Origin of the sequence: Liquorilactobacillus satsumensis DSM 16230 = JCM 12392, from assembly GCF_001435195.1 — a bacterium.
Classification (GTDB): domain Bacteria; phylum Bacillota; class Bacilli; order Lactobacillales; family Lactobacillaceae; genus Liquorilactobacillus; species Liquorilactobacillus satsumensis.
The window spans coordinates 32,845-55,439 of record NZ_AZFQ01000012.1; the positions used below are offsets into that span (position 1 = coordinate 32,845).

Below are 22,595 nucleotides of genomic sequence, written 5' to 3' on the forward strand. Positions count from 1 at the left end.
TTTGACCTAAAGTATTAATTAGCACATTTCAAATATTCGGTTTTGAGCCCCAGACACAACTTTCTAATAGTCAAATCCAACAACCCAAATTCTCCTAAAATTTGAATGTGTTTATTTTTTTTTCTTGTTTTTTTCTTGTTTACGTTTCTTTTCAGCTGCCAACAATTCCTGCTTTTTTTCTCCCACAATCTTGCTGATCCAATTCAGTAGCGGTTTACGTTGAGAACCTACAAGTCCAATCGACTCCACAAAAAGCTCAAGCCCAAACAAAGTCGCAACTGTCAGTAAAACTGACCCCAACACATTGGAGATCGGATACAGTAAGGAAATACACGAAAAGATTAACGCAATTCCATAAATTACTAAGACGGTTTGGGTATGCGATAATCCCATTTCCATCAAACGATGATGTAAGTGATGCTTATCAGCCTGAGAAATTGGCTTCTTATTCAAAAAGCGCCTTAGAATTGCATATACTGTGTCTGTAATTGGAACACCAAGAATAATCACAGGAATTACAATCGTAATAAAGGTCGCATTTTTAAGCCCGTACAGCGAAAAAACTGAAATCATAAATCCAATAAATAACGCACCAGTATCTCCTAAATAGATGCTAGCCGGATGAAAATTAAATGGCAGGAAGCCAAGTAAGGCAGCCACCAGCGTGAAGATCCAAATTGAAACAAATGTACTCGTTACATTTAAAAAGAAAAAGCCAGTTAATCCACTGGTAAAGAGCGCGATAATCGAGACACCGGTTGCTAAACCATCTAACCCGTCGATTAAATTAACAGCGTTAGTAATTGCTAGAATCCACAATAATGTGATTGGTAAACTCAATAATCCAAGATTGAGCGTGCCCAAAAAAGGGAGCGTGAGTGTCGTCATTCTGACTTTCGCAAAGAAAAAAACGATCAGTCCAGCTAACGTGATCCCTGACAATTTCTGCTTAGGAGTTAGTTCAAAGACATCATCTAGAACCCCCGTTGCAATCACAACACACTCAGCAATAAAAAGGGTCCAGAGCTGGTGTGCGGGATACTGTTGCTTCATTAAAAAAAAACATGAGATGTTAAACGCCACAAAAATCGCCAAACCACCCATTGTTGGCATTGGGATCTTATTGACGCGTCTCGCATTGGGACTATCGACCGCTCCAATCTTAACCGCCAATTTGCGAACTAATGGCGTTAAGAGAAAGGATAAAACCATTGTCACAAATAAAGACGCAACAATTCTATACATACGCCGTCCTCTTTCTTTTAGTAATCATCCAAAGAAGAGCTTAAAACTTTAGATCATTTCTGCACTAATTGGTATTTATTATACCATAAATCCTAGCTACTTTTGTATCGAGATTTAATCACACTGCTTAGAAACTAACTACTTTTTCAGATGATAACTATAAGTTGCAACAATGATATTCTCGCGCGAGTTCAATGCAGCCCGTAAACGCAGACTTGTCTGATTATGCAAAATGTTTTGCCACGGCTTTCGTGGTACAAACTGTGGTACCAAAACAGTCGTCGTAAAATTCTTTTGTGCAGAATTTTTTGCCATTACATCACAAAAACGCAGCACAGGTGCTGGTACCGAACGATATGAAGAATGGAGATCAACAAACCGCACATCTGGAAATGATTCCTTAAATTCTTTGGCCGTTTCATGCTCTTTCTTCGGATTCTCATCGAACGACACGTGCATTGCAATTACATAGTCGCCAATTGAACGTGCATAATTAATTGCCCCTGTCGTAACATGCGTCACTGAACTGACAAGTACAATTACCGTTGATCCAGCATAATCATGCAGTTCTGCCTCTTCACTTAAACGCAACTGTGCAGCAACAATTCCGTAATGTTCATGAATTTTATAAAATGCATAGAGCAACACCGGCATTATCAATAAATAAGGCCAGACGGTATCAAAATGCAGCAAAAAGAGAAATACGACTAGCAAAAAAGAAATCACAGTCCCTAACAAGTTGACCAGCGAATTGAGAATCCAATTGCGATCACGAGTTCGGAACCAGTGAATAATCATCCCAGATTGCGACAACGTAAACGGAACGAAGACGCCGACCGCATACAGTGGAATCAATCTGCTGGTTTGTCCATGAAAAATTGAAATTAAAACAATTGCACCCACTGCTAATGAGATAATCCCATTTGAATATGCAAGCCGGTCCCCTCGATCCATAAACATATGCGGCATGAACTTATCCTTTGCCAAATTATATGCCAAAATGGGAAACGCCGAAAAACCAGTGTTAGCTGCTACAGCCAGAATCATCGCTGTTGCTAATTGCAGCAAATAATATAAAATTCCATGACCAAAGACTGCCATCCCAATCTGAGACAACACCGTTTCATCATTGTTAGGCATCACACCCAAATAATAGCTTAGAAAAGTTACAGACGCAAAGAATAATCCTAACAAAACTGCCATCAAAGCGAGTGTGTTGGCAGCATTCTTGCGTTTTGGTTTTTTAAAGTTAGGCACTGCGTTACTGATTGCTTCAACACCGGTTAGGGAAGAAGAACCTGCCGAAAAAGCCTTTAGAAATAATAGCAATGACATTCCAGGAACAAAACTGCCAACCGGTGCTGCGGCATTATATTGCACTCTACCAGTTGCAATATTAAACAATCCCCAACTGATCATCATCACTAACATGACAATGAATAAATAAACCGGAACTGTGAGAAATGATGCAGATTCACGCATTCCACGTAAATTCAATGTCATGATAAATAAAACGATGACAATTGAAATGGCAACACTATATTCCCGTAAAAAAGGAACCGCAGAGGTGATTGCTTCTGTTCCAGATGTTACTGATACAGCAACAGTCAGCATATAATCAACCAACAATGAACCGCCTGCAACCAAGCCTGTCCCTGTCCCCCAGTTCTTAGTTGCCACAACATAGGCTCCACCCCCTGAAGGATAGGCATGAATAATCTGGCGATAAGACATCGTAATCGCAAACAGGAGAATAAGTACAATCCCAGCCGCTGGGAGTGCGTACCACGTAGCTGCTGCGGATAGCACCACCAAAACAGCTGTGATTTGCTCAGTTCCATAAGCAACAGATGACAAAGCATCCGAAGAAAGCAAGGCTAGAGCTTTAAATTTTGTTAGTTGCTGTCCACCCTCATCTGTTGTCTTTAACGGTTTGCCAATCAGCAACCGTTTCAAATAACGCCACATTTTTCAATTTCTCCTTTGTGTACATAATACGTATAATAAATCCTTGTTCTAAAAAATAAATAAAGGAGATGAGCTGCTCACTTTCTTCGCAAGCCCAGTCCTTATTAAATCAATTTATCACATTTCATTTAGAGTTGCACCCCCTTTTGTCAAACCTTCAGTACACTAATCAAAAATACGCATAAAAAAGAGGTAAGTTTGACTATCGGTGCAAATTAATTTGCAGCTTATAAAATAAAAGCGGGGCTGTGACAAAATTTAACTTTTGTCACAGCCCCGCTTTTATTCCGGATAAACGTGTTCCATAAGTCAAAGTTCTCCGTCTAACCTCGAATTACTCATAGCAAAGTACTCGCTATGTTCGTAATTTCGAGTTAGCACTCAAAATTTTCCCGACTTATGTCACACTCTCTATTTGACCATCTTTTAGTAAGTGGCTTAAATTACATCATACCGCCCATGCCAGCACCTGGTGCAGGAGCTGCTGGAGCTTGTTTTTCAGGTTCTGGAACTTCAGCTACAACTGCTTCTGTTGTCAACAACAAAGCTGAAACACTCGCAGCATTTTGAAGTGCTGAACGTGTTACCTTTGTAGGATCAACAATTCCAGCTGCAACCATATCTACCCAGTTATTAGCAGACGCATTGTAACCTACACCTGGCTTTTGTGACTTTAATTTTTCGACAATCACTGAGCCTTCAAGCCCTGCATTTTCAGCAATTTGCCGCACTGGTTCTTCTAACGCGCGCTTAACAATGTTAACACCAGTTGCAACATCGCCAGTTTCCTTGATCGAAGCAACTTGGCTGATTACGTTTACCAAGGCTGTTCCACCACCAGGAACAAAGCCTTCTTCGACAGCAGCACGTGTAGCGTTCAAGGCATCTTCAATCCGATATTTGCGTTCTTTAAGTTCTGTTTCAGTTGCAGCACCAACTTTAATAACTGCAACACCACCAGCTAACTTAGCCAAACGTTCTTGCAACTTCTCGCGATCAAAATCTGAAGTTGTCTCGGCAATTTGTTTCTTGATGGTATTTACTCTTTCAGCAATCGCTGCTTTATCTCCAGCGCCTTCTACAATAGTAGTCTTTTCTTTTGTAACTGTGATCTTACCTGCAGAACCCAATTGTTCGATCTTGGTGTCCTTCAATTGTAGGCCAAGGTCATCAGTAATAACTGTTGCACCTGTCAAGGTTGCAATGTCTTGCAGCATTTCTTTACGACGATCACCAAAACCAGGAGCCTTTACTGCGACGACATTAAACGTGCCACGAATCTTGTTCAAAACAAGTGTTGGTAAAGCCTCGCCATCAACATCATCTGCAATAATCAGTAAAGGACGACCTTGTTCAACGATTGATTGTAACAAGTTCAAGACTTCTTGAATGTTAGAAATCTTCTTATCTGTTACCAAAACATAAGGATTGTCAAGATCTGCTTCCATCTTATCATTATCTGTCACCATGTACTGTGAAAGATAACCACGATCAAACTGCATTCCTTCTACGACGTCTAATGAAGTATCGATTCCCTTTGATTCTTCAATCGTGATAACGCCATCATTGCCAACTTTTTCCATTGCATCAGCAATTAATTTGCCAGTTTCTTCATTTGAAGAGGAAATTGCAGCAACTTGCGCAATATCACTCTTGGATTCGACTTTATGCGACATTTCATGTAAAGCATCGACAGCTTTTTTGGTTGCCAATTCAATCCCACGGCGAATACCTACAGGGTTAGCACCAGCTGTCACATTCTTCATTCCTTCAGTTACAATTGCCTGTGTTAAAACTGTTGCAGTTGTTGTACCATCACCAGCAATATCATTTGTCTTTGAAGCAACTTCTGAAACAAGTTTAGCACCCATATTTTCAAAATGATCCTCGAGTTCAATCGCCTTAGCAATTGTCACACCATCATTTGTGATCGTAGGAGAACCGTAAGACTGTTCCAATACAACGTTTCTTCCCTTTGGCCCAAGTGTTGATTTGACAGTATTAGCTAGTTGGTCTACACCAGCAAGCATCTTTGAACGCGCATCTTCTGAAAACTTAATTTCTTTTGCCATTAATTATTCACCTCATAATTAGAATAGTTCAATAAGTAAAAAGAGCATTAGTCTACGATTGCAACAATATCTTTCTCATGGACAACCAAATACGGCTTTTCATCGTATTTGACCTCTGTGCCAGCATACTTGTCAAACAAAACGGTTTCGCCTACTTTGACTGACAATCCAACCTTCTCACCATTGTCTAAGACACGGCCGCTTCCGACTGCGACAATTTTGCCTGTTTGTGGTTTTTCTTTCGCATTATTTGCGATTACAATTCCACCAACAGTCTGTTCTTCTTCTTTCTGAACTTCTAAAATAACTCGATCTCCTAAAGGCTTAAGCACTATCTATCCCTCCAATATTGTTATGCTTTTAGCACTCTATATCTCTAAGTGCTAACCACATTTATTACTATAATCAATTTACAAATTAATTGCAAGAGTTTTGTCACTCTTATGTCGCAAGTGCTAAGCGCTAGTTTTTTTATGTTATACTGACTACAAGAAGCTTTTGATAGGAGTATCGTCAATGGAAATTAAAAAAAATTCGTTTGGATTACTGCTTACATATGCTACCGTGATGTTGTTCCCAAGTATCCTTTTTTTAATTGTTAAAAATAATACACTTTTATTTTATGCAACCTTGTGTTGCAGTTTACTTGGAGTAGCTACCATGTTTTATCTTAATAAAAAAAATGCCTACAAAAACAACTTGGAAAAGAAAACAACGACCGTTTTTAGAAGCTTACTTTGGGGTATTGGCGGTGCTATTGTTGCCCTTGTCTTACAGCACTTTTCTTTAATCGTTGAAACGGGTATTTTAGGTCAGTCAGTTTCATCGCAAAATACGGCGGAAGCACTTGCAATTATGCGCCGGTACCCTTTTTATCTCGTCTATCTTGTTGGGGCTGCCCCCTTGATGGAAGAATTTGTGTTTCGTAAAGTGCTTTTTGGCAATTTAGGCACATTAATTCCTCCCATTGGAGCTGCGCTGATCTCAAGTATTCTTTTCAGTATTGCACATGCTGATGGCCATTTTTTAACCTATGCGCTACTTGGATTATTTTTTTGTTATCTCTACCGTAAAACCGGCAGATTGTTGACGTCCATGACTGCTCACATTCTGATGAACGCGATCATAATCGTCTTGCAATTTGTAATTTGACACCTTCAGAATCATGTAAGTAGCATAGATTCTGAGACCCTTACAAAACACAAAAAGCTAAGGGACTGGCCAAAATTAATGCTTGGTCCAGTCCCTTAGCTTTATCTGAGAAGCTACGAATCAACGTACTTAGCTGGTTTTAGTCACAACTAACCTAGTAATCAGGTGACCGTACATGCACTTACTTTATTAGGCTTTAGCTTGTAACATGCGACAACATGTACAAGTAACTGCCCTTCTCAGTCTGCGCAATATGTAACTAGGCTACTCAGCAGGTGTTTCATCATCCTTGCCAAATTTATCAAGGAAATAAATCAATGTTTGCAATTCATTAGTCAGATCAACATTTTGAACTCTGACAGAATTCGGAACCGTTATTCTCAGTGGTGTAAAATTCAGGATACCTTTTATCCCAACTTCTACTAATTCATTAGTAACTTCTTGGGCAACATTTGAGGGTACAGTCAAAATGATAATTTCAATTTGCTGGACAGTCAACTGCTCCTTCATGTCGTTCATATGATAGATTGGAACACCACTTTGGATTGTCCCAGTGATATCTTCATTGATATCAAATGCTGCACTGATTCTGACGTTGTTGCTCTGATGGAAATTATAATTCAATAAAGCATGTCCCAAGTTACCTACTCCAATTAAGGCAACATTGGTCAACTTATCTTGTTTCAATGTTTTTCTAAAAAAAGCAAGCAGACTTTCTACTTCATAGCCGTAACCGCGCTTCCCCAAAGCACCAAAATAGGAAAAATCACGACGAATAGTCGCTGAATCGACTTTGACTGCGTCAGCAAGTTCAGTAGAGGAAACTCTTTGTTTGCCAGCATCAGCCAAAAAATGAAGATAGCGGTAATAAATAGGCAGTCTCTTTGCCGTTGCGTGTGGAATCTTCGATGTTGCCATTGCACTGCTCCTTTCATAAACAATAAAAAGATTTTCATAATTGTAGTATAGCACAAATTTGTGAAAATAATTATTAGTCAACTTCACAAGTGAGTAGCTTGTGCACTACTTTTTACCGTGACTATGCTACACTAAATTATGTTTTCGTGCAATAAAGAATGTTTCAAGCTACTTTGCTCAATCGGACTTTTACTTAATCAATTTTTAAAGAGGTGGAGAAACAACCATGATTTTATTACAGGTACAACAGGTCGCACGCTTTTTTGGAAGTGACGTCCTCTTTGAACATGTTAATCTGGACGTCCAGGAAAATGCGCGCATCGCACTTGTAGGTCACAACGGTGTGGGAAAATCGACGCTTGTGAAAATGATTGTCGGACAACAAAGTCCTGATCAAGGACAAATTAGTAAAAATAAGGGGCTCACACTGGGATATCTTGCACAAGATACTGGTTTAGAAACTTCAAATACAATTTATGCTGAAATGTTGACAGTCTTTAAAAATTTACGTCACATGGAAAATGAGCTCCATCAAATCGAAGCAGAAATTGCTGCAACTGCGACTAGCACAAAAAGTGCTGCTTATCAGCACCTACTAAAGAAGTATGATCAACTCCAACATGACTTCAAAGAAGCCAACGGGTATGGTTATGAATCCGAAATTCGCTCTGTCTTGCATGGTTTTCATTTTTTTGAAGAAGATTATAAGCGCCAGGTTGCAACTCTTTCTGGTGGACAGAAAACACGTTTGGCGCTAGCAAAGCTCTTACTCGAAAAAAGAGATTTACTAATTCTGGATGAACCTACCAATCACTTGGACATTGAGACTTTGAGCTGGCTTGAAAATTATCTGCAAACTTATTCAGGTGCCCTGTTGCTCATCTCACATGACCGCTATTTTCTTGATAAAGTGGCGCATGAAGTCTATGAACTAACGCCTACTGGAACAGAACATTATCCAGGAAATTACTCGGCTTACATTGATGAAAAAAAAGCGCGTTACCAACAACAACTCAAACAGTATGAAAAACAGCAAGTAGAAATTGAAAAATTAGAGGACTTCGTTGCACGTAATATTGTCCGTGCCTCTACTACTAAACGTGCACAAAGCCGGCGCAAACAGCTTGAAAAAATAACACGCCTTGAAAAACCTACACTTGCAGCCAAGGGACCTCGTTTTCAATTCACGCCTGCCAGGCAAAGCGGCAACTTAGTGTTAAATGTCACCGCTGCATACATTGGTTACAATTCACAACCACTTGCGGGCCCGATTAACCTTGATCTCAGAAAGCACCAACTAATGGCAATTATTGGACCAAATGGAGTGGGAAAATCCACTCTTCTTAAAAGCCTTCTTGGAAAAATCCAATTACTTTCTGGTGAGGTTCGTTTTGGTACAAATGTAGATGTCGGTTACTACGACCAAGAATTAAAAAGACTGCACTCCAGCAAAACCGTACTGCAGGAGTTATGGGACGATCATCCTACAACTCCTGAAGGCGAAATTCGTTCAATTTTAGGTAGCTTCCTTTTTTCAGGCGACGATGTGAAAAAATTGGTTCATAATCTTTCTGGCGGCGAGAAGGCGCGTTTACTGCTTACAAAATTGGCTTTTGAGCACGATAATTTTTTGATTTTCGATGAACCTACCAACCACCTAGACATCGAAAGCAAAGAAGTTCTAGAAGAAGCACTGCAAAACTTTGATGGAACCGTCCTCTTTATTTCTCATGATCGTTATTTTATCAACAAACTTGCCAGTTCAATTCTTGAGTTATCATCTGCCGGCAGCAAATTATACTTAGGTGATTACGATTATTACCTAGATAAAAAAGAAGAGGAACAAGCACTGGCAGATGACCAGGCAGTCCCCAGCACTGCTTTGGGAAAACAAACTGTAAAAGAAACTCAGCAAAATTATCTCCAAAGCAAAGAGCTGCAAAAAAAGAAACGCAAACTCACACGTGAAATCGCGCTGCTCGAACAAGAACTCGAAGACAAGGCTACAGAAATTGAACAGATCCAGACCCAGATGACTCTGCCTGAAAACTATAAAGATCCTGCTAAAAGTAAAACCTTGCAACAACAACTAAAAAAAGCCCAAGATATTCAGGACCAATTGGAACAGCAGTGGGAGCATAAAAGTCTGGAAAATGAAGAGCTCTAACTTAATTAAACTCGCAGTTCTCTTGTTGCTGACTATTCCAACGGATTTAGTAAAAATACTTTAAACTAAAAGATGCAGTTTAAAACTCTGATTAAATTCAGTTTTTTGAATTGGATCCTTTTTATTTACACCCCAAAAACAATTTTCAGATTCATGCACACTTGGTGGCGGCACCAATAGACAGCTTTAGCTTTCTAAATCAAGCATCTGTTGGCCCCTTAACCCGCTTGTGTAAACTGTTACAAAAATTTTAGTGCACTTTAATCATGCTAGACTAAAGGGGCTGTGACAAAATTTAAATTTTGTCACAGCCCCTCTTTTATTCTGGATAAACGTGTTCCATAAGTCAAAATCCTCCGTCTAACCTCGAATTACTCATAGCAAAGTATTCGCTATGTTCGTAATTTCGAGTTAGTACTCAAATTTTCCCGACTTATGTCACACTCTCTCAAGGATCTTCTACGCTATTAGTTCTAGATAGTTGCGGCCTATTTCAATGCACCTTTTACCCATGGGAACTCAAGACTCGGTTCTGCGTTAAGGTCAAGTTGAGCTCTAACATCATTTTTCCAAGCCACATAACCTGCAGCTCCAATCATTGCAGCATTGTCACCGCAAAGAGTAAGTGGAGCCTTCACAAATTCAACTTCATCTAAGCGCGTCAAACGTTGTGCGAGCGCCTGCCGTAATCCCCGATTAGCTGCCACCCCGCCTGCAAGAATTAACTGTTTCACTGGAAAAGCGTGCAACGCCCTAATTGTCTTAGCGACTAGCACATCGATTACACTTTGTTGGAAACTCGCAGCTAAATCATTTTTGTTAAGTTCTTCTCCAACTTGTTGTGCATGATGAACTGTGTTAATAAATGCACTTTTTAGCCCGCTGAAACTAAAATCATAATTTTCTTCATGCAACATTGCTCGTGGAAATTTGAAGGAATCTTTTCCTGCGTGTGCTAGTGCGTCAATCTCCTTACCCGCAGGATATGATAGTCCCAGCACCCGACCGATCTTATCATAAGCTTCCCCCGCAGCGTCATCACGCGTTTCTCCCACGATCTCGTAACGATTAGGTTCAGGTAAATAAACAAGTTCAGTATGACCTCCGGAAACAAGCAGTGCCATCGCTGGAAATTCAAGCGGAGTAACGAAACGTGCTGCATAGATATGACCCGCCATATGATTAACTGGAATCAACGGCAAATTATGTGCAAAAGCAACAGCCTTTGCTGCCGCAACACCAACTAAAAGCGCACCAACTAACCCTGGTCCATATGTTACAGCCACTGCATCAAGTTCCTCATAGGTAACTGCAGCCTCAGCAAGAGCATCTTGCAAACAAAGTGTAATTTGTTCTATGTGATGTCGGCTAGCCACTTCCGGCACGACGCCGCCAAAACGTTTATGACTCTTTATTTGGGTAGCAACTACGTTTGCAAGAATTTTCTCCCCGTTTTCTACAACTGCTACACTGGTTTCATCGCAGCTGGTTTCAAAAGCCAAGATCAGTTCTCTTTTAAGACTATTCATTTTCTTTACTTTCCCTTTTTTCTTTTTTGATCACATACTTCATATTGATTGCGTCTTCTCGATTTGATTGATAATAATTTTTCGTTAACCCATTATTTTTGAATCCTAATGCAGCATAGAGCCTCTGTGCACGAACATTGCTTAGACGCGCCTCTAAAGTAATTGTTTTAAAAGAATGCTGTGCTGCATATGCAATCATTTTTTTCAATAAAAAACTGCCTAGGCCACGTTCCTGAAATAAAGGCATAACAGCCACATTTGTAATATGAACGTCCTTACTCCTAACTGCAAAGGTCCCACCAATAAAAGCTACCAACTGATCATTGTAGCGCAAAATAAAATATATTTTATGCGCCTGATCCTGCAACTCGCTCTCAAAGACTGTCGGATCCCAGGAGGCATCTTGTGGATAAACCTGTCGTTGAAGTGCATACATTTCAGGAATGTCAGGGACTAGTGCCCTGCAAAGCAAATAATTTTCACCATTAATCTCAACCCGCAGATTAGCAAATTCTAATTCATCTTTTTTGATTCGATGCTTTTGCAGCCAAAGCTGCATTTTCTTAAATTTTTTCAACAAGCGGTCCATCTAAAGTCCCCTGATGTTTTTTCTTCCACTGTGCTTCTGCTTGTGTTAAACGCAGATATTTTGGAATAAAATTTTGAATTTCTGCTGGTTTTTGACGCAAAGCTAATAATCCAAGAATGTACGCTTGAGGATAATTCAACTCAGGATGTGCAAAACTAACTTGTTGCGGCTTGAATGCATGTTTAAACTGCTGTGCAAATTGTTGACTATCATTCCCCACAAAAACGATATGGGGATATTTTTGTAACTTTAGACATAATTCACTCAGTCCAAGATGGCGATCAGCAACCAAGGATGTTAGGATCCCTTCTTTTTCTTGATAAATTCCAGCAAAAACATTTCCCCGCCGTGCATCAAAAAGAGGAACAATCACCGTTTCCGCAACATGCACTGCTCCTGCTAAAACTGCTAAGCTTGAAATTCCTACCAACTCTTTATTCAGAGTAAAAGCAAGTGTCTTAGCTGTTGTGACCCCAATTCTAAGACCTGTGTACGAACCTGGTCCCTGAGCAACTGCAATTCGATCAATCTCTGTAGGTTCAAGCGCAACACTTTTCAAAAGTGCAGCAATTTGTGGCATCAAAGCTACACTGTGATTCTTAGAATGATTTGTTGTCATCGTCGCCAATAACCGCTCATCTTCAAGTAGCGCTAAGCTTAACGGCTGATTCGAAGTATCAATGGCTAATATTTTCATTTCTTTAATTCCGCTCCAATTCTTAGTCCGATTCCAACAATAATACTACCACATTTGGGTTAAGAATGCGCCCGTATTTTAAAGAGAAGTCCCCCCAACCTCCACGAGTTAAGTCTTGCGTTACAAAGCAAATCGGATTCAAAGTTACGCCTAATGCGAGCCTGATTATCCAAAATTGCTAAGTATGACCACCTTATTCAAATGAACAAGGGAGTGTGACATAAGTCGGGAAAATTTGAGTGCTAACTCGAAATTACGAACATAGCGAGTACTTTGCTATGAGTAATTGGAAAGTCAGATGGAGAATTTTGACTTATGGAACACGTTTATACGGAATAAAAGAGGGGCTGTGACAAAATTTAACTTTTGTCACAGTCCCCTTGGCTGAGTAATCTTAGTATTCAAAAAAATTGCTGCACACATTCATGTTGTGCATTAGAACCTTAACAGCTCAATTAAATTCTCTTTTCCAAACTTTGTAAAGTTCTATTATGACTCACAAAGTAAAGTAACACTACTTGCAACGGGATCATAATTAACTCCTTAACAATGCGTGTCGGAAAAAGTGCCCAAAAAGAAGCATGATACAACTCCATTAACCAAAACGTATTCAAGCACGCATCAATCAACAAAACATTAATCAAAACTGCTACGATGATCCGCCATAACTGTGGTTTATGCTGATAAAAAAAGATACCGTACACAAAAGCTCCTACAAACGCAGAGATTGTAAAACCAAAGAAATAACCACCGATTCCGCCGAAGATGAGGGTACCCACAATATCAGCACACCCAGCAGCAATCCCAGCAAGTAACGGGCCAAACCACAAAGCCATAAAAAAAACGACCACGAAGGTTAAACTGACCCTCACTGACCAAATACCAAATGACAAAAACTTGGCAACCACAATATCCAATGCAATCAAAAAACCCAGCAAAGATAATTTGCGTGTTGTCAAACGTGCAACAAAACTATTCATAAGACATCTCCCTTTTGGAGTTGCCACAAAAAGATGCGGCGAATGCGGAAATAAGATCGCAGGTCTCCACTTTCGTCCAGAAGACACATTCCGTCCTTCCAGCACTTAACGCCTTATTTCCTACCCCGAATTTGCATAATTACATGCCCATTCATTATACCACACTCCAAGGGCGGAGAAGCTTCTTTACCTAAATTTTTTATAATCACTGCTAGTAACGCTCATGCCCGCCATTCACATGGTTCTTTTTTGCCAAAGACAGCGTGCACGACAACTTTCGCCTTGAACTGTTTTGATCACATGGAAAGATTCAAGTTTGGCTTCATCAATTTCAGTCGCACTTTCGACCATTTCGCCATAATGAACTTCACGTTTATACTTGATATTCATTTTAAGCAGCTTATGCCTTAATAAGAAGTCTTCACTGAGACCATCAATCATCCAGTCAAAGTAATGTACATTGTTAACATGCTGATTAGAGTCAATATCCATAAAGCGCACGCGATACTGTTTAGCTGGCAATTGTCTTCCTTGCGCTAAGCGCTTAGGATCTGGCATCCGCTCTACTTTTGCAGAGTACTCACAATTATAAGGATCAATCAGTTCATCTAACACACGTGCGATCTTTCTTTTCTGTTGGTCCATCAAAACAAACACACTATGCATTTTGGCTAGTCGCTCTCCTTGTTGTGATTCAATCCAGAAATCACGGTAACAAAAATAGCGGTTATAAGAATCAGCTTTTGTGAAAATTGTAATCTGTTCCCCATATTTTGGCATCCGCACAATTTCAATCAGATGTTGCGTAATTACCCAGCCATATCCAAGGGCGTTGATCTTTTCTTCCGTCAACCCCAATGCAATACTCTGGTCCTGCGAAGCCAACATCAAAATATTTACAAGCATCCCGACTGTTGTCTCTTTAGTTCGATCCGTTTCATAGAATAACACTTGATGCTTTTCACTAAATACTCCTTCAGTCACGCGCTTGCCCTCCTTGTTCAGCTTCAATGTGATGAAAGCTGTTATAAACACTCTGTCTCTTCAGCCCGTTCTTCTTAGCAACCGTTTTAATTGCTTCATTAGGTTTATAGCCTTGGGTAGCAATCAATAACTCAACTTGATCAGCCAAAGGCAGGATCGACTCAGGTGAAGCGGGTTGTTGCACCTGCTGATTACCTGCAATAATCAGACAAAATTCGCCTCTGATTTGCTCACTTTCTGCCCACGCCAAGGCTTCATCTAAGGTTCCACGCAAAAATTCTTCAAATTTTTTAGTGAGTTCCCGACATAAAACAATTTGCCTTTTTCCCCCAAAAGAGGCGGCTAAAGCTTTAAGCGTCTTTTTTAACCTATGTGGTGCCTCGTAAAGAATCACTGTTTCAGTTTTTTTAGACAAAGCCTCCAATTGCGCTTCTTTTTCCTTTTTTTTCCGCGCAAGAAACCCTACAAACAAAAAAGGCTGAGGTGCAATTCCCGAAGCAATCAACGCTGTAAGTCCCGCATTTGGCCCAGGCAGCGGAATAACAGGAATTTTTTGAGCAAGACTTGCCACCACCAATTCATGCCCTGGGTCGCTAATTGAAGGCATTCCCGCATCACTAACCTGCGCGATCTTTTGTCCATCCTGTAACTTACGCAAAAGTATCGGAATTCTTTCTTGCGTGTTGTGTTCATGAAAGCTGATCTGTGGAGTCTTAATCTCAAAATGATTCAGCAGTTTTTGGGTATTTCGGGTATCTTCTGCAGCAATCAAATCCACTTCCTGCAGCACCTTAACGGCCCGGATCGTCATATCCTCTAAATTACCGATTGGTGTAGGTACTAGATAAAGTGCCCCTTTAGTTTCGGCTTGTTGAAAACTACTCATTTTTTCAAAAGCCATCAGCGTCTCTCCCCATAAATGACATCTTGACAAAAAACACACGGTTCATCGTTAATTCTGCGTGTCCCGTACATATTATCCACATTACATACGTGAAATCCTTCTTCATACAGCATCTCTAAATTTTTTTTCGATTTTGACAATTCTGCTTGCCCATTGCTTTGTTTTTGTTGTTCAAGTTCCTGCAGATGTGCACGTAAATGCTGATTCTCAGTCTCAAGCTCTGCATTTCGTTCAATTACCCGTGTCATCTCTACTTTGATCGCCTCAATACGCTCAAGCATCTTTTGAGCTTCGGCTCCCATCTGTGCAAAACCATCGTATAATTCCCGCTTGTTCAAAAAATCACCTTCATTTATCCGTTATCCGTGATAGCACCGACAAAGCTTCAGCGTCAATGCTTCAATTGTATTTTGAAAAGACACATTGATCCGCAAAAGATATAAAGTTTGTAAAAAAAGCTCTGTTCCTTCAGCGACTCGCGCGCTTGAAATTCCCGCGAGCTGTTCTGCAAAACGAGTTTGATATTTTTTAAATGCACTTTCTTTTTCACCATTAGTTAATTCTAGTGAATCTTTTCCCAAAAGTAAAAGCAGGTCTAGTAAAATCTTTTCATCTTCTTTATTCGTGACCTCTGCCATCAACTTGGTTTGGACTTCCACAAAGCAACGCCAATCATTTTGCAATATATGTAAATACCATTGGCAAACACTCCCACTCAGCTTATCAAAGACCGGTGCTTGTGCGAGTTGACGCGCACGTTCTAAGCTATTGGTCAACCTTCCAAGCAAAACAGCTTTTTCCCTAGGGACATTCTCTGCTTCCAACAAAGCTGTTAGCTGCCTGGCACTTAGGGGTTGCAGTTCAAAAAGCTGACATCGTGATACAATCGTTGGCAAAAGTGCAGCAGGTTGCGTCGTTAGTAAAAACGCCACAACCTGTCCGCTTGGTTCCTCCAAAAATTTAAGCAGACTGTTTGCAGCACTGACCGTCATTTTTTCGGCATTTTCAATAATAAACACTTTTTTATTGCTTTCTACACCACTTTTGCTAAACTCGTCCTTTAAAAACCGGATTTGTTCAACCTTAATTGAAAGTCCATCAGGTGCGACATATACCACATCCGGCTGGTTTCCAGCGGCAATTCGATGACACTCAGAGCATTCAAGACACGGACGCCCCGCTGCCGCATGCTCACAATAAATCCCTTGTGCAATCCAGACAGCAAGTTCCCGTTTCCCTGCACCCTCAGGACCAGCAAAGAGATATGCATGTGCAAGTTTTTTAGTAGCAACCAATTTTGCAAAGTAATTCATCAGTCGCGGTTGCAAATTTTTTACTTTATTAGTAGCAGTCATTTAGCTCATCCTAGAATTGTTGAAATGAATCAATTGGCAAGACGAAAACAGTTGCTCCGCCAACTTGAACTTCTACCGGATAAGCTGCTGATGAATCCATCGAAGCATCCAAGTTAATTGGAGGTGTCATGAATTGCTTCCGTGTACGCGAAGTTTCCTTAATTAACTCCAGTACATCGTGGACCCGTTCGTCCTCAATCCCAATCATAAATGTCGTATTCCCTGATTTTAAAAACCCACCTGTCGTCGACAACTTTGTGGCGCGAATATTTTCTTCAATAAATTGATTGCTAAGACGGTTACTATCTTTGTCCTGCACAATTGCAATGATCATTTTCATCTTGTTTCCCTCCATTTTTAACAAAATTAATCAAACAAACCTGGCAGCGCCTTATTGAGTTGCTGCAAAGCTGCACTCACAACATTCTTAAACGGCTGACTTGCATCAATTGTAACGATTCTTTTTTCGGCCTTTGCCATTCGCAAATATGCCGCATGTACAGTTTCATGAAAAGTTAATGATTCTTTATCTAAACGATTAACCTCATTGCTGCGAAAACGTGCGATTCTTTTTAACCCAATCTCAGGCGAAACATCGAAGTAAAGCGTTAACTCCGGTAATAATCCATTAGTTGCAAACTCATTCATGTGTGCTACCGCAGCTTCACCCAATCCGCGACCAGCACCTTGATAAACAATTGAACTGTCCACATAACGATCACAAAGAACAAGCTTATCAGCCTTAAGTGCAGGAAGGACCGTTTCGACAAGATGCTGTCTCCGCGCGGCAGCATAAAGTAATGCTTCTGTCCGTGCATCCATTTCTCCCAGCTGTTTGTCTAAAATAATTCCTCTGATCTTTTCTGCGATGCGATTACCGCCTGGCTCACGTGTTAGGAGATACTCAACAGTTCCTTTTTGTGTAAGTCTGGCTGCAATTTCTTTCAATACACTTGTTTTCCCTGACCCATCTGGACCTTCAAAAGTTATAAACTTTCCCGCCACTTAAATAACCTCTTTCACCTGTACTCTTTTATTCTACTTTACTAGTGTTCCAGTGTCTAACAATAAAAAAACAGGACAGATCAAAATGTTGCTTGCCATGATCGGTCCTTGCTGAATGATTACACTGAAAAATTTCAGTGCTCAATTATTGAAGATTGCAGATGACCTCTGACTCTTCGCCTGCGGGCCTCCATGTACAAAAAAGTGTACTTTGCTTCCGCCAATTTAGTCTGTGCGCTCAATTCATTATCCTCTTCACGTACAGCCACTTGTGTTTGCTTGGCATGCTCCCATTCAGCAGCTGCAATATCAATTGCACTCAACAATTTCTCGTCGAAAATTACTTTGAGCCTTTTCTTTTTCTTGCCAAACACACAATCACTCCTCTTTAGTGAGTTCAGATTTCTTGCCGACCTTCGATTGCTTTAAAGAGAGTCATCTCGTCAGCGTATTCAATGTCGCTTCCAACAGCTAATCCGTGAGCCAAGCGGGTCACTTTAATAGCTGCTGGCTTGATTAAGCGTGAAATATACATTGCAGTTGCCTCACCTTCAGGCGTAGCATTGGTTGCAATAATGACTTCGTTGATTTCAGAATTATGCTGCAAGCGACGTAGCAAACTGGCAATGTTAATATCCTCAGGACCTTTCCCCTCCATTGGTGAAAGGACTCCATGAAGCACGTGGTAAAGGCCATGGTACTCGCGCATTCTTTCCAGTGACATTACATCTTTAGGTTGTTCAACCACAATAATTTTAGCTTGGTCTCGAGCTTTATCAGCACAAATCACGCAAGGATCGCTTTCAGTAATGTTTCCGCAAATACTGCAATAACGCAAATCACGCTTTGCTGCTAAAAGAGCTTTGGAAAAACCAACAACGTCTTCTTGTTGCATATCAATTGTGAAAAAAGCTAAACGTGTTGCTGTCTTTTCTCCAATTCCTGGTAATTTCATATAACTGTCGATCAACTTGGCGATCGGTTCTGGATACTGCATCATGACATCCCTCTCGTAAGTTCTAAACTAGAGCTAAAATCCAGGAATATTTTGGGTATACTTGCCCATTTTTTTGTGGGTTTCTTGCTCAATTTGTGTGATCGCGTCGTTGACGGCCATAATCACTAAATCCTGCAACATGTCAATGTCATCTGGATCGACCGCCTCTGGTTTAATTTGAATATCAGTCATTTCTTTTTTCCCAGTAAATTTAACCACAACCGCCTCATCAGCCGCTTTACCTATAAATTCTTGGCTTTCTAGTTCTTCTTGATCCTTCTTCATGTTCTTTTGCATCTTTTGCATTTGTTTCATCATACCTTGCATATTTCCCATTCCACGCATCATATTATCAAGATCCTTTCTTAGTTAATCCTCTTTAACATCTACAATTTTAGTCACATTTTCACCAAAGATATGAACAGCTTGTTTAACAAGCTGTTCATCCTGATTTTTTTCAGCCTGTTTTTGTTCTTGTGCCTGATCCTTTTCAAGTTCAGTCCCATGCTCACGTAAAAATTGTTTCCGGATTTCAGGCCAGCGTTCATTAGGGATAAAGACTAATTCATACTGACTGCCTGCTAATTTTTCCAAATCAGCTGCAAGTTCGTCTTTTAGCTCTGCATCCTGACTGGCTTTTTCACAAAGAAAATCATAGCGAAAACTAATAATTACCCCAGCTGAGCTTGCCGCGACTGGCTGACTGACATTCATAATTGCTCGTTGTGTTACTGAAAGCATGCTCATCAAGTCCACCCATACATCTTTTAATTGTATCAAATTATCGCGTGTTGCAGTGCTTAAAATTGGATAAATTTTCTTTAGGTTAATTACCATTTTCCCTTTAGAAGCAGCGGTCGCCTTTTTTTTATGTGCCAACGGCTGTTGAGCAGACCCTGCCTGCCCTTTGGTTTGCTGCAATTCGTCAACTGTCCGGCGTAAGTCTTTGATTTCTTTCTTTAAAGTACTTAATTCACCGTTCGCTGCTTGTGGAATAGCAGGCTTTTCTTTGCTCTTTTGTTGTGCCAATTTAACTGTCAAAACTTCTAGACAAATATCGGTATGGCTGGTTAAACGCATTGTCTGCTGTTCTTTGTTCAAAATATCGATTGCAGCGTACAATTCGGCCGGTGTCAGTTCAACAGCAAGCTTTTTCAAGTTCTCATTGACTTTCCCTAGGCCTTCTTTTTCAAGAATTTCAGGAGCCGTCTGATACATTAGCAAATCACGACAATATTTAATTGTCGCCTCCACTAACCGGTTAGCGTCGGTCCCTTCTTCCAATAAAACATGCAGCTTATCGAGCGCCTTTGCAGGTTGATGTGTAAATACCAGCTCTAAGTACTGATAAAGTTTCTCTTGCGTAATACTCCCAGTCACCAACAATGCATTTTTCAACGTGACAGTATCGTCTCCAAAGGAAAGAACTTGATCCAAAATACTGAGTGCATCCCGCATTCCTCCGGCAGCTGCTTGTGCAATCACTTGGAGCGCATCTTCTTCATAACTGAAACTTTTATGTTCTAAGATGTATTTCATTCTGGCAAAAAGATCCCGGTTACTGATTCTACGAAAATCAAACCGCTGCGTGCGTGAAATAATTGTTGCTGGAATTTTATGGGGCTCTGTAGTAGCGAGAATAAAGACAACATTGGTCGGTGGCTCTTCAAGGGTTTTCAGCAGTGCATTAAATGCCCCGGTTGAAAGCATATGCACTTCATCGATAATATAAACTTTATAATCAGCTACGGTAGGCGCATATTTAACCTTATCGCGAATCTCTCGGACTTCATCTACACTATTGTTTGAAGCTGCATCAATTTCAATGACATCGTTTAGTCTGCCAGCAGTGATTGCCTGGCAGATTTCACACTGATTACAAGGTTCGCCATCTTTGCGTGCATGGCAATTAAGTGCCTTAGCAAAAATTTTGGCAGCGGATGTTTTCCCTGTACCACGAGGACCGGTAAAAAGATATGCGTGACTCGTCTGCCCAGTCACGATCGCATTTTGCAAGGTCTTCGTGATCATTTCCTGGCCCACTAAATCAGCAAAACGCTGTGGTCGCCAGACACGGTAGAGAGCTTGATATCCCATTTCAACACTTCCTTTATCTTGCCTCATTTTAAAAAAAGCTCCCGACCGCTATGATCGGGAGGTAACTTGTCATATTAACTTGAGACACATGCCGTACCAAGTTTAGTGCTGCTTCCTTCCGGACCTGACACAGTTCACAAGGACGACATTGTCCCAAGGCCTTGCGGCACTATCTATAATACATGAAATGTAATAAAAATGCTAGTCTTCACGTTTGGATTTTTTTCTTTTCTGTCGAATCTCTCTAAAAAAGCTCTTAAGCAGCGCACTGGACTCGGCTGCCAATAACCCGCGCTCTACTTTTACTTGATGATTAAACCGTTGATCTTCTAGCAAGTTCAATAAAGACCCGGCCGCACCCGCCTTAGGATCAGGTGCTCCGTAATAAGTCTCTTTAATCCGTGCATTTATGATTGCACCACTACACATTGGACATGGTTCTAAGGTTACAAAAAGTTGTGCGTCCGGTAAACGCCAACTTTTAACGGCCGCATTGGCTTCTTGTAAGGCAATCATCTCAGCATGCATTGTGACGTCTTGACTATGCTCACGTAGATTATGTCCGCGTCCAATTATTTTACCATTCGACACAATTACACACCCAATTGGAACTTCCGCAATTGCAGCTGCCTTTTGTGCTTCATAAAGTGCCTCTTGCATAAATTTTATTTTTTGTTGTGCATCTAGTTCCACAGACGGACCTCCTCCAGCATTTTACTTGGTACTTTCAAGCACAAAATATCCCTTGTCTTTGGCAACTACTCGGCAGTTGCCAAAGGTTGTTTCCATTTTTTGACGTGCTGAAGGAGCTCCTTGCTTTTTTTGAATCACAATCACCAATTTCCCGCCCTCTTTCAAATGTGCTTTTGCACCCGTCAAGATTTGGTGGACAACTTGTTTGCCTGCTCTAATAGGTGGATTTGAAAGGATCAACGCATAAGCAGTTTCAGTCACTGCAGTATAAAGATCTGATTCCCAAATATTAACATTGTCTACCTGATTAGAAGCCGCATTTTTATGTGCCAACTGTAAAGCAAGTTCATTTACATCAACCAGGTCCACTTGTCTTTGGGATTCGCTTTTAGCGACCGCTAACCCTAAGGGCCCATACCCACAGCCCACGTCCAAGATTGGGCCATCAATCAAGGTCGTTAAGGGAAGATTTTCCAAAAGAACCCGTGAACCAAAATCAACCGTTCTTTTGGAAAAAACACCATTATCGGTTACAAAATGCATTGGTTGCCCCAATAACGTAAAATCCCAGCTGCTTTCTTGATGAACTACATCTGGATTTTTGGAATAATAATAATTTGTCATTTTTCAACCTCATATCCTACTTTAAATTCCTACGCAAGCTGAAGCCTAGGCGTGTTAAGCTTGCGGTATTTCCAAAAAATACTATATATCGTATACCATTAAAAGAAGCAAATACCATATATGGTGTTTGCTTCTTGATTAATTCGTCAAATGATGTATACTAAGCATACAACATATTAACGCGAGGTGCCAACTATGAAATTATCAATTTATACAAAAAACAACTGTATCCAATGTAAGATGACAAAAAAGTTTCTAACAGAACACCATATTTCCTTTGAGGAGCATAATGTCAGCAGCGAACCACAGTACATTACTTATCTGAAAGAAAAAGGATTTCGCTCTGTTCCTGTGATCGAAAAAAATGATGCTCCAATTATCAATGGCTTTCGTCCCGATCTTTTAAAAAACTTAGTTGCTAATTTTTAAAATCGTTTGGGGTTGAGCTTTGAAAAAAGGCTGTCTTTTTCGCATAACCTCAGCTTGAAGCCTTGATTTTCTTAGCATTTAAAGCCCAGTTTAAGTTTGCTCAGCGTAGTCGACGGCGATCAAAAAACTCGCTGAGCTCTTTTTGTTTGCCCCGAAAGCCGAAAATCTTCTTTCAATCTTATTAAGCAGC

24 protein-coding genes, 1 other RNA gene and 1 riboswitch are annotated in these 22,595 nt (G+C 40.5%); of the genes, 3 read left to right on the top strand and 22 right to left on the bottom strand.

Translation table 11 applies throughout. The annotated features are described in order from the left end of the window. Nucleotides 1-111: 111 nt before the first annotated feature. The 4 genes from FD50_RS01015 to groES form a co-directional block, all read right to left on the bottom strand. Nucleotides 112-1,245, bottom strand: coding sequence for a glycosyltransferase family 4 protein (locus FD50_RS01015; protein ID WP_056959637.1), 1,134 nt, complete (start codon nucleotides 1,243-1,245; stop codon nucleotides 112-114). A 138-nt stretch (nucleotides 1,246-1,383) separates the two neighbouring features. Next, nucleotides 1,384-3,213, bottom strand: a complete 1,830-nt coding sequence (locus tag FD50_RS01020) for an APC family permease (RefSeq protein WP_056959639.1) — start codon at nucleotides 3,211-3,213, stop codon at nucleotides 1,384-1,386. A gap of 443 nt (nucleotides 3,214-3,656) precedes the next feature. Beyond that, nucleotides 3,657-5,285: a chaperonin GroEL gene (gene groL, locus FD50_RS01025; protein ID WP_056959641.1), complete on the bottom strand. Its 1,629-nt coding sequence runs from the start codon at nucleotides 5,283-5,285 to the stop codon at nucleotides 3,657-3,659. Nucleotides 5,286-5,332: 47 nt separating this feature from the next. Beyond that, complete coding sequence (groES, locus tag FD50_RS01030; RefSeq protein ID WP_054757258.1) at nucleotides 5,333-5,617, bottom strand: co-chaperone GroES; 285 nt, start codon at nucleotides 5,615-5,617, stop codon at nucleotides 5,333-5,335. A gap of 184 nt (nucleotides 5,618-5,801) precedes the next feature. On the opposite strand from groES, the gene FD50_RS01035 reads away from it, so the two are divergent. Next, a complete protein-coding gene (locus FD50_RS01035; protein WP_056959644.1) occupies nucleotides 5,802-6,437 on the top strand; it encodes a CPBP family intramembrane glutamic endopeptidase in 636 nt (211 codons plus the stop codon). Nucleotides 6,438-6,701: 264 nt separating this feature from the next. On the opposite strand, the gene FD50_RS01040 is transcribed toward FD50_RS01035, so the two are convergent. Further along, nucleotides 6,702-7,355 carry a redox-sensing transcriptional repressor Rex gene (locus tag FD50_RS01040; protein WP_056959647.1) on the bottom strand — a complete coding sequence of 218 codons (654 nt, stop codon included), beginning with the start codon at nucleotides 7,353-7,355 and terminating at the stop codon, nucleotides 6,702-6,704. A gap of 226 nt (nucleotides 7,356-7,581) precedes the next feature. Between FD50_RS01040 and FD50_RS01045 the strand changes: the two genes are divergently transcribed. After that, the gene (locus tag FD50_RS01045) at nucleotides 7,582-9,522 is read left to right on the top strand and encodes an ABC-F family ATP-binding cassette domain-containing protein (RefSeq protein ID WP_056959649.1); all 1,941 of its coding nucleotides are present in this window, start codon (nucleotides 7,582-7,584) and stop codon (nucleotides 9,520-9,522) included. A 488-nt stretch (nucleotides 9,523-10,010) separates the two neighbouring features. Here FD50_RS01045 and tsaD read toward each other — a convergent pair whose 3' ends face one another. From tsaD to FD50_RS01125, 17 genes are all read right to left on the bottom strand, one after another. Continuing rightward, on the bottom strand, nucleotides 10,011-11,051 hold the full coding sequence (gene tsaD, locus FD50_RS01050) for a tRNA (adenosine(37)-N6)-threonylcarbamoyltransferase complex transferase subunit TsaD (RefSeq protein ID WP_056959651.1): 1,041 nt from the start codon (nucleotides 11,049-11,051) through the stop codon (nucleotides 10,011-10,013). After that, nucleotides 11,044-11,640, bottom strand: coding sequence for a ribosomal protein S18-alanine N-acetyltransferase (gene rimI / locus FD50_RS01055; RefSeq protein WP_056959653.1), 597 nt, complete (start codon nucleotides 11,638-11,640; stop codon nucleotides 11,044-11,046). The genes tsaD and rimI overlap by 8 nt, the downstream gene beginning before the upstream one ends. After that, the gene (gene tsaB, locus FD50_RS01060; protein ID WP_056959655.1) at nucleotides 11,615-12,337 is read right to left on the bottom strand and encodes a tRNA (adenosine(37)-N6)-threonylcarbamoyltransferase complex dimerization subunit type 1 TsaB; all 723 of its coding nucleotides are present in this window, start codon (nucleotides 12,335-12,337) and stop codon (nucleotides 11,615-11,617) included. The genes rimI and tsaB overlap by 26 nt, the downstream gene beginning before the upstream one ends. A 455-nt stretch (nucleotides 12,338-12,792) precedes the next feature. After that, entirely contained in the window at nucleotides 12,793-13,317 is a 525-nt protein-coding gene (locus tag FD50_RS01065; RefSeq protein WP_054757251.1) for a folate family ECF transporter S component, read from the bottom strand. A 34-nt stretch (nucleotides 13,318-13,351) separates the two neighbouring features. Then, nucleotides 13,352-13,447: riboswitch (THF riboswitch) on the bottom strand. Nucleotides 13,448-13,551: 104 nt separating this feature from the next. Further along, complete coding sequence (locus tag FD50_RS01070) at nucleotides 13,552-14,301, bottom strand: acyl-[acyl-carrier-protein] thioesterase (RefSeq protein WP_056959657.1); 750 nt, start codon at nucleotides 14,299-14,301, stop codon at nucleotides 13,552-13,554. Beyond that, a complete protein-coding gene (gene rsmI / locus FD50_RS01075) occupies nucleotides 14,294-15,202 on the bottom strand; it encodes a 16S rRNA (cytidine(1402)-2'-O)-methyltransferase (RefSeq protein ID WP_056959658.1) in 909 nt (302 codons plus the stop codon). The genes FD50_RS01070 and rsmI overlap by 8 nt, the downstream gene beginning before the upstream one ends. After that, nucleotides 15,202-15,543: a DNA replication initiation control protein YabA gene (locus tag FD50_RS01080; RefSeq protein ID WP_056959660.1), complete on the bottom strand. Its 342-nt coding sequence runs from the start codon at nucleotides 15,541-15,543 to the stop codon at nucleotides 15,202-15,204. Before FD50_RS01080 ends, rsmI begins: the two co-directional genes overlap by 1 nt. A 21-nt stretch (nucleotides 15,544-15,564) precedes the next feature. Continuing rightward, on the bottom strand, nucleotides 15,565-16,560 hold the full coding sequence (holB, locus tag FD50_RS01085) for a DNA polymerase III subunit delta' (protein WP_056959662.1): 996 nt from the start codon (nucleotides 16,558-16,560) through the stop codon (nucleotides 15,565-15,567). Nucleotides 16,561-16,570: 10 nt separating this feature from the next. After that, nucleotides 16,571-16,900, bottom strand: coding sequence for a cyclic-di-AMP receptor (locus tag FD50_RS01090; protein WP_054757243.1), 330 nt, complete (start codon nucleotides 16,898-16,900; stop codon nucleotides 16,571-16,573). Nucleotides 16,901-16,926: 26 nt separating this feature from the next. Further along, entirely contained in the window at nucleotides 16,927-17,565 is a 639-nt protein-coding gene (gene tmk / locus FD50_RS01095; protein ID WP_056959664.1) for a dTMP kinase, read from the bottom strand. Nucleotides 17,566-17,699: 134 nt separating this feature from the next. Next, nucleotides 17,700-17,939, bottom strand: a complete 240-nt coding sequence (locus FD50_RS01100; RefSeq protein WP_056959667.1) for a YaaL family protein — start codon at nucleotides 17,937-17,939, stop codon at nucleotides 17,700-17,702. A 23-nt stretch (nucleotides 17,940-17,962) separates the two neighbouring features. Beyond that, the gene (gene recR / locus FD50_RS01105; protein WP_056959728.1) at nucleotides 17,963-18,562 is read right to left on the bottom strand and encodes a recombination mediator RecR; all 600 of its coding nucleotides are present in this window, start codon (nucleotides 18,560-18,562) and stop codon (nucleotides 17,963-17,965) included. A gap of 33 nt (nucleotides 18,563-18,595) precedes the next feature. Further along, nucleotides 18,596-18,910, bottom strand: coding sequence for a YbaB/EbfC family nucleoid-associated protein (locus FD50_RS01110; protein ID WP_054757239.1), 315 nt, complete (start codon nucleotides 18,908-18,910; stop codon nucleotides 18,596-18,598). 21 nt (nucleotides 18,911-18,931) lie between these two features. Further along, nucleotides 18,932-20,659, bottom strand: coding sequence for a DNA polymerase III subunit gamma/tau (gene dnaX / locus FD50_RS01115; RefSeq protein WP_056959730.1), 1,728 nt, complete (start codon nucleotides 20,657-20,659; stop codon nucleotides 18,932-18,934). 73 nt (nucleotides 20,660-20,732) lie between these two features. Further along, nucleotides 20,733-20,819: signal recognition particle sRNA small type (ffs, locus tag FD50_RS12405), an RNA gene on the bottom strand. A gap of 41 nt (nucleotides 20,820-20,860) precedes the next feature. Beyond that, a complete protein-coding gene (gene tadA, locus FD50_RS01120) occupies nucleotides 20,861-21,352 on the bottom strand; it encodes a tRNA adenosine(34) deaminase TadA (RefSeq protein ID WP_228887834.1) in 492 nt (163 codons plus the stop codon). Between the two features lie 21 nt (nucleotides 21,353-21,373). Next, nucleotides 21,374-21,976, bottom strand: coding sequence for a class I SAM-dependent methyltransferase (locus tag FD50_RS01125; RefSeq protein WP_056959669.1), 603 nt, complete (start codon nucleotides 21,974-21,976; stop codon nucleotides 21,374-21,376). 195 nt (nucleotides 21,977-22,171) lie between these two features. On the opposite strand from FD50_RS01125, the gene nrdH reads away from it, so the two are divergent. Beyond that, nucleotides 22,172-22,405 carry a glutaredoxin-like protein NrdH gene (gene nrdH, locus FD50_RS01130; RefSeq protein WP_054757237.1) on the top strand — a complete coding sequence of 78 codons (234 nt, stop codon included), beginning with the start codon at nucleotides 22,172-22,174 and terminating at the stop codon, nucleotides 22,403-22,405. Nucleotides 22,406-22,595 lie beyond the last annotated feature (190 nt).

Excerpts from the sequence above, each read along its gene's own strand:
- FD50_RS01045 (WP_056959649.1), top strand. The coding sequence starts at position 7,582 with ATGATTTTATTACAGGTACAACAGGTCGCACGCTTTTTTGGAAGTGAC.
- tsaB (WP_056959655.1), bottom strand. The coding sequence starts at position 12,337 with ATGAAAATATTAGCCATTGATACTTCGAATCAGCCGTTAAGCTTAGCG.
- nrdH (WP_054757237.1), top strand. The coding sequence starts at position 22,172 with ATGAAATTATCAATTTATACAAAAAACAACTGTATCCAATGTAAGATG.
- rimI (WP_056959653.1), bottom strand. The coding sequence starts at position 11,640 with ATGGACCGCTTGTTGAAAAAATTTAAGAAAATGCAGCTTTGGCTGCAA.
- tsaD (WP_056959651.1), bottom strand. The coding sequence starts at position 11,051 with ATGAATAGTCTTAAAAGAGAACTGATCTTGGCTTTTGAAACCAGCTGC.
- groL (WP_056959641.1), bottom strand. The coding sequence starts at position 5,285 with ATGGCAAAAGAAATTAAGTTTTCAGAAGATGCGCGTTCAAAGATGCTT.
- FD50_RS01035 (WP_056959644.1), top strand. The coding sequence starts at position 5,802 with ATGGAAATTAAAAAAAATTCGTTTGGATTACTGCTTACATATGCTACC.
- FD50_RS01015 (WP_056959637.1), bottom strand. The coding sequence starts at position 1,245 with ATGTATAGAATTGTTGCGTCTTTATTTGTGACAATGGTTTTATCCTTT.
- FD50_RS01110 (WP_054757239.1), bottom strand. The coding sequence starts at position 18,910 with ATGATGCGTGGAATGGGAAATATGCAAGGTATGATGAAACAAATGCAA.
- dnaX (WP_056959730.1), bottom strand. The coding sequence starts at position 20,659 with ATGGGATATCAAGCTCTCTACCGTGTCTGGCGACCACAGCGTTTTGCT.
- holB (WP_056959662.1), bottom strand. The coding sequence starts at position 16,560 with ATGACTGCTACTAATAAAGTAAAAAATTTGCAACCGCGACTGATGAAT.
- FD50_RS01065 (WP_054757251.1), bottom strand. The coding sequence starts at position 13,317 with ATGAATAGTTTTGTTGCACGTTTGACAACACGCAAATTATCTTTGCTG.
- FD50_RS01090 (WP_054757243.1), bottom strand. The coding sequence starts at position 16,900 with ATGAAAATGATCATTGCAATTGTGCAGGACAAAGATAGTAACCGTCTT.
- rsmI (WP_056959658.1), bottom strand. The coding sequence starts at position 15,202 with ATGGCTTTTGAAAAAATGAGTAGTTTTCAACAAGCCGAAACTAAAGGG.
- FD50_RS01040 (WP_056959647.1), bottom strand. The coding sequence starts at position 7,355 with ATGGCAACATCGAAGATTCCACACGCAACGGCAAAGAGACTGCCTATT.
- recR (WP_056959728.1), bottom strand. The coding sequence starts at position 18,562 with ATGCAGTATCCAGAACCGATCGCCAAGTTGATCGACAGTTATATGAAA.
- FD50_RS01125 (WP_056959669.1), bottom strand. The coding sequence starts at position 21,976 with ATGACAAATTATTATTATTCCAAAAATCCAGATGTAGTTCATCAAGAA.
- FD50_RS01020 (WP_056959639.1), bottom strand. The coding sequence starts at position 3,213 with ATGTGGCGTTATTTGAAACGGTTGCTGATTGGCAAACCGTTAAAGACA.